This window comes from Dyadobacter sp. SRI_021, from assembly GCF_057586235.1.
Genome location: NZ_JBYCZM010000001.1, coordinates 81,913 through 94,295, shown reverse-complemented (window position 1 = coordinate 94,295; position 12,383 = coordinate 81,913). Strand labels below are relative to the sequence as shown.

General features: G+C 51.4%; 7 protein-coding genes. 2 read left to right on the top strand and 5 right to left on the bottom strand.

Annotated features, from left to right (window positions below):
• Nucleotides 1-253 precede the first annotated feature (253 nt).
• Entirely contained in the window at nucleotides 254-3,307 is a 3,054-nt protein-coding gene (locus tag AC2YIT_RS00335; RefSeq protein WP_487277886.1) for a sensor histidine kinase, read from the top strand.
• Here the strand turns inward: AC2YIT_RS00335 and AC2YIT_RS00330 are convergent.
• The 4 genes from AC2YIT_RS00330 to AC2YIT_RS00315 form a co-directional block, all read right to left on the bottom strand.
• Nucleotides 3,234-3,890: a response regulator gene (locus AC2YIT_RS00330; RefSeq protein ID WP_487277885.1), complete on the bottom strand. Its 657-nt coding sequence runs from the start codon at nucleotides 3,888-3,890 to the stop codon at nucleotides 3,234-3,236. The genes AC2YIT_RS00335 and AC2YIT_RS00330 overlap by 74 nt on opposite strands.
• Nucleotides 3,891-3,981: 91 nt before the next feature.
• Nucleotides 3,982-4,626 (bottom strand): response regulator transcription factor, encoded by a 645-nt coding sequence (locus AC2YIT_RS00325; protein WP_487277884.1) that lies wholly within the window; start codon nucleotides 4,624-4,626, stop codon nucleotides 3,982-3,984.
• A 51-nt stretch (nucleotides 4,627-4,677) separates the two neighbouring features.
• Nucleotides 4,678-5,316, bottom strand: a complete 639-nt coding sequence (locus tag AC2YIT_RS00320; RefSeq protein ID WP_487277883.1) for a response regulator transcription factor — start codon at nucleotides 5,314-5,316, stop codon at nucleotides 4,678-4,680.
• A 105-nt stretch (nucleotides 5,317-5,421) separates the two neighbouring features.
• On the bottom strand, nucleotides 5,422-6,165 hold the full coding sequence (locus tag AC2YIT_RS00315) for an NUDIX hydrolase (RefSeq protein ID WP_430843805.1): 744 nt from the start codon (nucleotides 6,163-6,165) through the stop codon (nucleotides 5,422-5,424).
• A 281-nt stretch (nucleotides 6,166-6,446) separates the two neighbouring features.
• Between AC2YIT_RS00315 and AC2YIT_RS00310 the strand changes: the two genes are divergently transcribed.
• Nucleotides 6,447-9,887 carry a ThuA domain-containing protein gene (locus tag AC2YIT_RS00310; RefSeq protein WP_487277882.1) on the top strand — a complete coding sequence of 1,147 codons (3,441 nt, stop codon included), beginning with the start codon at nucleotides 6,447-6,449 and terminating at the stop codon, nucleotides 9,885-9,887.
• Nucleotides 9,888-9,955: 68 nt separating this feature from the next.
• Here the strand turns inward: AC2YIT_RS00310 and AC2YIT_RS00305 are convergent, their stop codons facing one another.
• Nucleotides 9,956-12,307: an ABC transporter permease gene (locus tag AC2YIT_RS00305; protein ID WP_487277881.1), complete on the bottom strand. Its 2,352-nt coding sequence runs from the start codon at nucleotides 12,305-12,307 to the stop codon at nucleotides 9,956-9,958.
• Between the last annotated feature and the right edge of the window lie 76 nt (nucleotides 12,308-12,383).

The following is a 12,383-nucleotide window of genomic DNA, read 5'->3' as shown; positions in this document are numbered from 1 at the left end:
ATATTCCTTAACCGAAAGGTCAGGACTTGGGGATGGATTTGCGGTACCCGATGAAGATGGCGAGACTAGAAAAATTTCTACAAAAAACATGTGATAGTTTTTTGCAGCTGTGGATTCAATATGGATATTGTTCTATTGAAGACAAACAATGGAGTGACGTAGTACTTCTATGGATAAAAGTAGTAATTGTCAGGAAAACGTATATTTTAGTAATTTAAAGGGTTGTCAGCCCTCGACCCGCAACAATTGAACTATGAGAATCCTCCTGATCGCGTTGATTTCTCTCATACTGCATGATTTTCCCGCCTTCGCGCAGCAGGACGACTACATTGTTTTACAGTATAATACGGACAATGGTCTTCCCCAAAACAGCGTCAAGGACGTTGCTTTCGATGAATGGGGCTATTGCTGGCTTGCGACGGAAATGGGGATGGTGCGCTACGATGGGCAGCGTTTTGTCACATACGGTACCTCCGAGTTGCCGGGATCGAAATCAGCCCGGGTAGAAGGGCTCACGAGCGACGCACGCGGCACACTCTTTGCGAGACTATATGGAGGTCAGATTGTCAAGGTAGCGGTTTTGGCCAATCACATGGGACCGGCACCCGTTTTACGCCCGGCATGGTCGGTGCATGTAGGGCGGCAAGGGGTGGCGGTGACGGATAACGAGATGTGCCGCAAGTTGGCCCACTTTTATAATCATCTGGGGCCTAAACTGTTCCTTTTTTCATCGAGCATTTCGAACAACGAAGTTTACCTCAGGAATGAGGAAAGCCTGCTTTATTTGTCGGCAAATCTGAAAGCGCCGTCGAAGATCCGGGATTACACCGGTCGGAAACCGCAATATGCTTTGTTTGCCGGAAAATTTCTGGCGTGCATTTTGACGGGGAATCAGGTTGAGGCGTGGAAGGATGGCCGTCTGATGCCACGTTACACCTCCATTAGCGGGCCACTGGCTTCGGATGACCGCTTTCTTGCCGGCGATTTTGTCACCTTTCCTTGTCCTGATGGATTTTACGCCTACGCCGGGAAGACCCTCTATAAGGTAGTTCTTCGAAATGGCCACCTCAATTCAGAAATCCAGCTGGAAGGCATACATGTCCCCTTTCTGAGTTGTGTTCGTTTTGTGCCTGAGCAAGGAGCCTATTACCTCGGTTCGATAACCGACGGACTGTTTGTCGTCCGTAAAAAGCAGTTTATTGCACCACCGTTTTCGTCTGAGGTCCTCGACCAGAGCCTGTATGCCCAGGCCCGGGTGGGCGATGACCAGCTCATTGTCAAAAATATGCTGATATCGACCGAGCGTCCGCCCCGGGTATTGCCATTCGATCCTGGTATTGGCTCCTGGTTTTTCGCTCCGGGTAACGGGCAATTATATTTTGAGCAAGATTATAAACTTCGCAAGCTGGACATTGCAAGCGGACGAAGCCAGGTCGTTGCGTCAGAACACTCGGTGATCCATATGAGCCATGCCTCGGGAGGGCAGTATTTTTTTGCGACGGCCAATGGATTTGGCAAGCTCGTGAACGACCATGCCGTGGGGTACAAGAAATTTCCTCAAAAAAAGGCCAATATCCTGTTTGCCAAACAGATCCGCCCGTCCTATTTCCTGGTTTGTACTGAAAAAGGGCTGAAATGGTATGATTACGAGCGGAACCGGATCGATAAGTCGGTGCTGGAATCCATGCCCATACGGACGGTGCACGCGGAAACGGGCGATAAAATATGGATATCCAGTTATGGAAAGGGGTTTTATCTTTTACAAAACAAAAAGCTTTATCACATGCCGGCCGGGCCGCGGCAGGCGCTTACCACGGTTCATTCATTTATCGAAGATGGCCTCGGGTTTTTCTGGTTGCCGAGCAATAATGGTCTCTTTAAAGTAAGGAAAACCGAGTTGCAAGCATTCGCTGAAAGGCGGCTGGACAAGGTCAATTTTTTCCGCTTCGACCGTACCGACGGCCTTCCTACGAATGAGTTCAACGGCGGTTGCGACCCTTCCTACCTTTGGTTAAAGGATAGCCTCCTGTCGCTTCCTTCCATCAAAGGGCTTGTCTGGTTTTATCCCCATAAAATCAAACCCTATTATCCGGACAAGGCTATTTTTGCCGATAGCCTGACGGTAAAAGGCCGTTCGATCCCGTTCAATGTCAATGGTATCACCCTGTCGCCCGACTTTAAGCGACTCTCCATTCATGTTTCATCCCCATATTTCGGCAACGCGGAGAATCTTGACCTTGAATACCAGGTCGCCGGATTGGACGCCGACTGGCATAAAGTAGAGAAGAATGGGGAGGTAACGATCGCAAGCCTCCCACCCGGAGATTACAAGCTATTGGTAAGGAGGAACGGCGCATATACCCCTGACAGTAAGGCGCAGTTGATTTTACCTGTTGAGGTGCAGCCGTGGTTCTATAACACCTGGTGGTTTTACGTATTCTGTATCTGCCTGTCGGTTGGGATTGGCTATCTGCTGTTTAAACGAAGGCTCACCAAGTTGCAAAAGGAAGCCCAGGAGCTTGAAAATATCATTTCCGCACGGACACGCGAGCTGAAAAGCGCGGTTGATGACCTGGCCAAATCGGAAATGGCTTTGTTGGAAAGCAACCGGTTCAAGGACCATGTGATAACGATGGTGCTTCATGATATGCGGTCGCCGTTGCGGTTTATTTCGCTCATCAGCGGCAATCTTTTGAAAAACCATAAAGATATTACGTCGTCGGACCTCGACGCTTACCTTGGCGACCTGCATATGGGTACACAAAATCTGCTGGGCTTTACCGAGCAGTTTTTCATGTGGATCAGCACACAGCAGCAAGGGTTCAAGATCAGCAAGAACCTGTTTCCGCTGTATGCGTTGTTCGAGGAGATTGCTTCGCTTTACAAGGAGCTCTTCAAAGTAAACCATAACCGGCTCACTATTGTGCGAACCGATCTGGAATGCATTTCGGATTATCAGATTCTTTCGGTGATCATCCGCAACCTGATCGATAATGCCAACAAAAATACAACCGACGGGGAAATCACCCTCTCATGCCGGGAGGAGAACGGGCAACTACTGATCTCGATCAGCGACACCGGCCAGGGGTTGAACGAGGAGCAGATTGCCCTGTTTATGAGCCGCGACCGGCAAACAGGCAATCGAGGTACGGGCAGTCTGCTGATCCACACGATGCTCGATTACATTCACGGCCGCATTTCGATCGAGAGCCGACCCGGGAAGGGCAGCACGTTTACGATTCTCCTTCAAAATCTGGTTCAATCTGATACATCTGTGCAAGATGGTTCAGTTCCAGCAGGTTCTTGATTTCCAGCTTGTCGAAAACGCGGCAGCGGAAACTGCTGGCTGTGGAGGCGCTGATGGACAGTGCATTAGCCACTTCCAGGGCGCCGTATCCTTTGAGCAGGAGTAGGGCTACTTCGAATTCCCGTTTCGAGAGCTTGTCGAACGGCGTGTTGGCGGCATTGCCGATCAATGCATTGGAGAAAATTTCGCTCTGGGACCTTGAAATGTACCTCCGCCCCTGGCTTACTACCTGGATTGCCTCGGCGAGGACCTGGTCTGGCTCGGTTTTGTTTACATACCCGAGCGCACCCTCGCGAAAGAAGCGAGCGGCAAATACCTTGTCGGGCTTCATGGTGACGACCAGGATTTTGAGCTTCGGCCGGATGCGTAAAATATCGGGGATCAGCGCGAGTTCATTGGTCTCGGGCATGTTCAGGTCGGTAATGAGCATATCGAACTCCTGCTGGGTGATCTTCTCGATCACTTCCCGCCCTGTTTCGGCAAATTCTACGGCCACGCTGAATCCCAGGACTTCTTTGACGACCATCTGAAGTCCTTTCCGGACAAGCTGGTGATCGTCGGCTATGAGAATAGAGAGTGGCATATGGGCAACGGGTCCTTTCAGTACTACTGTTTTGATCGTAATGACTGAAATTAACGCATTTCAACCTGAATTACAAAACAGCGGCGGGGCATTAGTTTGATAAAACCGAAGCTAATTCGATGATATTGATGACGTTTTTCTTTAACATGACGGTCCGCTTGATGGTACTCACCGTACTGTGCCTTACGTTGAGCGTCGCCGCTATTTCAGAAGTCTTCATCCCGCTCACCAACAGCCCGGCCACCTGCTGTTCGCGCGGGGATAGCTTGTTAGGTTTTCGTTGCAGGTTATATTTGAGGAAGTTGCGTATCTGCGACTGATTGCCGGGATCGAACAGGAATTCATAACCGAATTTTTGCAGCGTGCTTTCGCATATGTATCTGCGCGAGGCCAGTACCTCTCGCAGACATTTTTCTGTTTCCTGGTCGGAGCATCCTTTAGAAATGCACGCGCTCGCCCCCGAAAGTACGAGTGACAATGCCTTTTTGTAAAGATTGTCGTTGTACATGATCACCCACGGAATGGTGTTGTGTCTCTGTATGATTTTCGCATCTATCCCGGTCTTTTCATTCACCCCCACCACTACCAGATCAATTTTGTGGCTTGTGAGATATTTCGAAACGCCGGCAACTGTACTGGTTTCTAAAAATGTAAACTCATTTCCGAGGTTTTTGAAAAACTCTTTAAGACCTCTCAGGATAATCGGGTGGGAGTCGTATAAAATTACGTGGAGCATAATGATGCGGTTCTGCGAAGGGTATCCCGGCAATGCGGTGTTTGGTATACGTTAGTCCAGGGTTTGAATGGCCTGCACGAGATTGGTCACAGAAAGCTTGCGGAATGCACGGGCTTTCAGGGTGCTCACGGTGCTATGCTGGATCTGAAGACGGTCGGCGATTTCACCCGTTTTCAGGCCGTTTTTGAGCAATGATGCTACTTCCGACTCCCGGCTGGTGAGCTGGCGTACGCGCGGACGATAGGCTCCGGCGCCATTCCGGATTGCCCTGAACCGCCAGTACTCCGCGTTCACGTGCGCCTGCGTCGTAGCGCACACATAGCGCCGCTGCTGCAGCACGGCCGAAATACCTTCCTTCAATGCGGTATCGTTACATTTCTTCGACATGCACGCGCCGCCGCCGAGGGCCATCAGGTCCATCGCGATTTCGGCGCCTTCTTCGGTGTAAAGTACCGCGGTTTTAGGGAGTATCGGGCAGATCACGTCGTTGCTAAGGTTGTCGACATCGTTGACGCTCAGTATCACAAGGTCGAAGCGTTGCGAGGTGATTAATTTGTAGAACTGGCGCTCGCGGGCGGCTTCGGTCACTTTCATGCGCAGCTCCATCGTATCCAGCATGAGCCGGATTCCCTTACGCGAAATCGGGTGTAAATCGAATACTAATACTTTCAGGGTACTCTCTTGTTTCATTGTAACGGGGCGGTCTGTTTTCACAGTGCAAAGATTCACCAACCGCGGATGTTTTGCGGTGGCTCTCCGCCGACCCGTTTGTAGCTTTACAGCCACATGGTTCTATTACAAGGCCCGGGTACCCTCACTCCGGAAACGGTACAAGAACGGCGCTTTGTTGGCAGCCCCGGTGAACTTCTTTTCCAGCCGTTCGAGCACGTTCAGGTCGAGGATCTTTTTCTGAAAGTTATTGCGGGCAAAGGCGCGGTCGAAAATGGACTCGTAAAGCTCCTGTACTTCGCGCATGGTGAAAGTTTCGGGCAGGAGATTGAATGCAATGAGCTTCTGATCGAGGTTCAGTTGGAGGGTTTTCAACGCACAGTTGACCATTTCATGATGGTCCATGATCATTGGCGGCAGATCCCGGACCGGGTACCAGTCGATGGATTCGTCGAGCTCGGTTTTCCGGGGTATTACCTTGTTAATATCCACTAAAGCGTAATATCCGATCGAAACGAACCGCCGGGTAATCCAGTCGAACTCCTTTCGGTCAAATCGTTTGTCGCCAAGCTTGTCGCCATTCAGTTCGATGAGCCGTTCGAGAAAACGGATATTGGACCGCGGCGCATCGCCAAACACCCTGAACTGTTCAAGGTAAATGTCTTTGATGCCCGTGCGGTCTTCCAGGATCCGGCGGGCAGCCTGATCGATACCCTCGTTCTGGTAAATGAAGCCACTCGGCAAAGCCCAAAAATCACCCCGAAAGTTCAATTTGGGTACCAAAACGCTGAGCTGCGAATCCTGATAGCCAAAAATGACGCAGTCGATGGAAAGTTGCTGGATATAGTTCTGTTCGCTGGGTGAATGGATGTCCTTCATGTGGTAATCGCTAGGAATAGTCGCTATGGAATAATTGCTTTGAAATCGCTGCCCGATTTCAGCCCGGCAATATCGCTGATAAGGGTTTCCCTCCCAAAGTTACGGAGAGAAACATTTTCCAAGCCGTTTAGCACAATACCTCCGTAGGTGCGGGTAGGACTATTTATTGTATTGTTGAAATAATTAATAGAATGAAATTTATTGTCTCAAAGATAGACAATAGTGCTTTTTACTGTACATTTGATGGTCACTAATTCAAACGACCTAACCAGATGAAGAAAAAATTACAGGGGGTGCTGCTTGGCTGTGCGTGGCTCCTCGTCGGCCACGTAATGGCGCAGGCGCCCAAAATGCAGGTGCTGGTTTTCAGCAAGACCGCGGCTTTCAGGCACTCGTCGATCGAGGCGGGGAAAAAGGCATTGAGCAAAATGGCGACTGAGAAAGGCTTTGGCGTCAGCTTTACGGAGGATGCCGCACAGTTTAAAGAAAGCAACCTGAAAAAATACAATGCGGTGATCTTCCTGAATACTACCGGGGATATCCTCGATGCGGAGCAGCAGAGCGCATTCGAGCGGTATATCCAGGCGGGTGGCGGCTATGTGGGCATTCACGCCGCCTCCGACACGGAATACGAATGGCCGTGGTACGGCGCATTGGCCGGTGCGTGGTTTCTAGACCATCCAATGCCCAACAATGTACAGAAAGGGAAGTTTATCGTGACCCAGAAAAACCATTGGGCGACACAGGGAATGCCCGACGAGTTTGAGCGGAGCGATGAATTTTACAGTTTCAAAAATATTTCCCCGAGAATCAACGTCGTCCTGAAAATCGACGAGAAAAGCTATACCGGCGGTAAAAACCCGGATTTTCACCCAATGAGCTGGTACCAGGAGTTCGATGGAGGCCGGTCGTTTTATACGGCAATGGGGCATACCGACGAAACTTTCGAAGAGCCGCTCTTCCTGAATCACCTCTGGGCGGGCATTCGCTACACCACGGGTGGCGACACGCCCAAACCGGTCGATTTTGCCAAGGCGCGTCCTGAGGAAAACCGTTTTTCGAAGGTCATATTGGCTGAAAAACTGGACGAACCGATGGAGTTGAGTGTACTGGGCGACGGTCGAATCCTGTTTATCCAGCGAAAAGGCGAGATCTTGCTTTACAATATCAAAACCAAAGAACTCAAAACCATTGCGAAGCTGCCTGTGAGCACAAAGTATGTGAGCAAGGAAGGTAAGGAGTCGATGGGAGAGGATGGGCTGCTGGGGTTGAACAAAGACCCGAATTTTGCACAAAACCACTGGATTTACCTCTACTATTCCGACCCGAGCGAATCGAAGAACGTACTGGCGCGCTTTGAGCTGAAAGGTGACGAGCTGGATCTGGCTTCGCGAAAAGTATTGCTGGATGTGCCTACGCAGCGCGAAGAATGCTGCCATACTGCCGGCTCTATTGCCTGGGATAAGGACGGTAACCTGTATCTCTCGACCGGCGACAATACCAACCCGCACGGCTCCAACGGTTACAGCCCGAGTGACGAACGTGCAGGCCGTGAGGCATGGGATGCGCAAAAGTCATCGGCGAATACGAACGACTTGCGCGGCAAGATTATCCGCATCAAACCACAGCCGGATGGCACTTATACCATTCCGGATGGCAACCTGTTCCCGAAAGGCACGGCGCAGACGCGCCCGGAAATTTACACGATGGGCCACCGCAACCCGTTCCGCATTTCGGTAGACCAGCACACCGGCTACGTATACTGGGGAGAGGTTGGTCCTGATGCCGCCAAGCCGGACCCTAACCGCGGCCCGGCAGGGCACGACGAGGTGGGACAGGCCCGGAAACCAGGAAACTTTGGCTGGCCGCATTTTGTGGGCGACAACAAGGCTTACAATAAATACGATTTCACGGCCAACCAGTCGGGAGAGAAATGGGACGCGGCTGCTCCCACCAACAATTCACCCAGCAATACCGGTTTGAAAGTGTTGCCGCCGGCACAGAAAGCATTTATCTGGTATCCTTATGACGCTTCGCCCGAGTTTCCGCTCGTGGGGGCAGGCGGACGTAACGCCATGGCCGGCCCGGTGTTCTATTCGGATGATTTCAAGAATGCGTCCCGCGCCTTTCCCGCATACTACAATGGAAAGCTGCTTGCCTATGAGTGGATGCGCGGCTGGATTATGGCCGTTTCGATGGATAAGGAAGGCAATTACACGTCGATGGAGCGCTTTATGCCGAGTTACAAGTTCTCGAATCCGATGGATATGGAATTTGCACAAAATGGTGACCTGTACATGCTCGAATATGGCTCTGGCTGGTTCTCTGCCAATGACGACGCCCGCCTGATCCGCATTGAATACAATGGCGGTAACCGCAAGCCAAAGATCGAAATGGCCGCCAACAAACAGGGTGGTTCCGCCCCACTTGCATTGAAACTTACAGCGGCCGGTACCGACGACGCAGATGGGGATGCATTGACCTATTCCTGGAAAATCACTTCCAAAAACGGTTTTACCAAAACCATCAATTCCCAGGATGCACAGTTGACACTCGCCAAAACGGGCGTTTACAAAGCAACATTGACTGTAAACGACGGCAAAGGTGGTATTTCGACGCAATCGGTGGATGTGACGGTCGGTAATGAAGCGCCGGTGCTGAGCCTGGATATGCCGGGTGCTAACAAGTCGTTTTTCGTGCCGGGCAAGCCGTTCCAGTATGATGTGAAAGTGAAGGATAAGGAAGATGGTACTTTGGGAAGCGGAATTGACGAGGATCGCGTCGCGGTTAATATCGACTATCTACCCGAAGGCTTCGACAAGGTGGCCATTGCCCAGGGACACCGGTCCGCCGATGCGGCTGCCCAGTTTGCGACCGGCAAGAAGCTGATAGAAGCGAGCGATTGCAAGGCTTGCCACGCCATCAGCAAGAAATCGATAGGGCCGGCCTATACCGATGTTGCCCGTAAATACAAAGGCAACAGCTCGGCGGTGGAGACTCTGACGAAGAAGGTGATCAATGGCGGGGGAGGCGTTTGGGGCGAAACGGCTATGGCCGCACACCCGCAGCTTTCGGCAGCGGATGCTTCGGAAATGGTTAAATATATCCTGAACCTTTCGGGAGACGCCGCGGCAAATGCCGCCTTGCCGGTCAAAGGCAGCTACACAGCCGCATTGCCTAGCGGCGATAAAGGCAAGGGGGTGTTCGTGGTGCGCGCAGCGTACGAGGACAAGGGCGCGAAAGGCCTGCCTGCGCTACGTTCCGAGCAGACGTTCGTCTTGCGTAATTCGAACCTGGACGTGCACGGCTTCGACGTGTATGACAATGTCAATAAAATGTCCTATGGTGGCAACAACCTTGCTATTCCATCGAAAACGGGGGCTTATATGGGCTTGAAGCAAGTCGATCTGAATGGCGTTTCGGCATTCCGCGTCATGGCGATGGCACCGAAGCCGCAGCTGAATGCATTGGGGGGCAAGGTAGAACTTCGGCTTGATAGCCCTACCGGCAAGGTGATAGGGGAGTCGGCGTACCTCGAACCGTCGGATAAGCTGGATTTTAAGCCATCGACCCTCGATATTCCTGTGAAACTTCCGGCATCGGACGGCAAGCCGCATGACGTATATATGATTTTTGTAAACCCTTCGAAATCTTCCGGCAGTCTGATGGTTGTTATGAGTGCACAGGCAGTGCTGGCATCGGCGGCTCAGTAGCGTTATCGCCTTGCATGGGTTTGTGTGTGGCGGTCCGGAAAACCGGACCGCCTTTATTTTGATGCCGTTTATTCGGTCTTCAGCGATTGGACGGGATCGGTCAGCGCAGCTTTAATGCTCTGGAAGCTGACTGTAAGCAATGCAATGCCGGTAGCGATAAGTCCGGCGAGCAAAAATATTTGCCAGGAAAGCTCGGTGCGGTAAGCAAAGTCGCTCAGCCAGCGATCCATCACATACCAGGAGGGCGGGGTAGCCAGCATAATGGCGATTAACACCAGTTTGATAAAATCCCGCGACAAGAGCGTCACCACACTGGCGACATTGGCACCAAGAACCTTTCTGATGCCGATTTCTTTCGTGCGCTGCTCGGCCGTGAATGCGGCCAGTCCGAGCAACCCGAGGCAGGATATGATAATCGCCATGATCCCGAAATAGCGAATTAGAATGCCCACGATCAGCTCGGAACGGTACATTTTCTCGAAAGATTCGTCGAGGAAATGATAAGTAAAAGGATAGTTCGGGTTGAATGCGTGTGTTACCTGCTCGATGTGTGCCAATGCGCGCGAGGTCTCGCCCGCCTTGATGCGGATCATCATGTGTTCGGTATTGAGTCCCTTGTAGTGGACCAGGATCAGCGGCTTGATTGCCGTGTGCAGGGAGGTAATGTGAAAGTCTTTCATAACACCCACAATAGTGCCTTTACCCATCCAGAATTTCACCTGTTTTCCCACGGGATCCTGCATTTTCATCAGGCGGGCCGCTGCCTCATTGATGATGTAATTGGTAGTGTCGGCAGCGAATTCTTTGGAGAAATCCCTTCCCGCAGCCATGCGGATATTCATAGTTTTGGTAAAATCATAACCCACATAAGTGGCAAATACGGTATTGTCGGTGTCCGGGTCGCGACCGGTCCAGTCGAGATCGCCAGAGTTGCCGTAGATATTGGTAGGTATTTCACCGACGGTAGTGGCTGCGGAGACTGTCGGGGATGCGAGGATTTCCTGGCGAAAGGTTTCCAGCCGGTTATTCAATTCACCTTCCAATGGAATATATACGATATTTTCCTTGTCGAGGCCAAGCCGTTTATTCTGGATATAATTCATCTGATTGCCGATGACCAGCGTGCCGACGATCAGGAAAATGGAGAGGCTGAACTGGAATACGACAAGTCCTTTCCGCAAATGGAGGCTGCTGTTTGAAAACGTCATTTTGCCTTTCAATATCCGCACCGGCTGCATCGCCGAGAGGTACAGCGCCGGATAGCTGCCTGCAACGATCCCGGTAATGAGTGTCAAACCGATAATGGAACTCCACAGGAACGGGTCGTTCCAATGCAGTTCGATGTTTTTCAGGACGATTTTGTTGAATACCGGGAGCACAAGCAACACCAGGAATGTCGCCAATATCGAAGCCAATGTGCTGACGATCAGTGATTCACCCAGAAACTGCATCACCAGGAATTTCTTTTCGGCCCCCACTACTTTGCGAACGCCCACTTCGCGGGCGCGTTTGAGCGAGCGGGCGGTAGCCAGGTTCATGAAGTTTACGCAGGCTATCAGCAGAATGAACACCGCCACGACAGAAAAGATGCGTACATATTCGATCCGCCCGCCGGAGGGTTTCAGGTTAGCGTACTCGGTGTAGAGGTAAGTATCGGCCATCTTTTGCAGCAACGGGAAAGACGTGAGCTGAGGCGGAGCGGCTTTTTTGATGACCTGTCGCATGACTTTTTCTACCTTCGCCGGATCCGCGCCCGGAGCCAATAATGCATACGTTTTGAAGCTGGAATTGCCCCACCACTTCATCCAGTCGGCTTCCTGGGCCTTGAAGTTGACGATCCAGTTGAAGCGGACGGACGAGTTATGCGGAATGTCCTCAAACACTGCGCTGACGATCATGTCCGAGGCATTATTCAGCCTCAGTGCTTTACCCACCGCACTGCTTTTCCCGAAATACTTTTCGGCCATTTTTCGCGAGATGGCAATGGACGTTGGTTGCTCGATCGCCTTGCTGGCTGAGCCTTCGATGAATGGTGTCTGGAACACCTTGAAAAAGCTGCTGCTTGCGTAAATGCCGGTTTCTTTTGTGGATTTTTCCCCGACCTGTACCAGGAGTTCGCGCTCGAAAGTGATTTTGGTGACGGCCCGGACATCGGTAACATTCTTTTCCAGGGTTTCCTGCCATGGGCTTGGTGTAACGTCGCTCACGCCGGTCTGGCCGTGTTCATTATAGGCAGAGCGGACGTAATAGATATCCGCAATCCCGGGATAGAAGCGGTTGAAAGATAACTCGTCTTTAACCCACAGCCAAATCAGCAGGCTGCAAGCCATACCGAGCGCGAGGCCGAAGATATTGATGAAGGAGAACAGCTTGTTTTTGAGCAGGCTGCGGATGGCGATGTTAAAATAGTTGCGAAGCATGGCAGGCCGGATTAAGACAGTTAAAGGTCGAACGGGTGTTGTCTAAAAATACGTTCCATGTTTGTGATTTTGATGT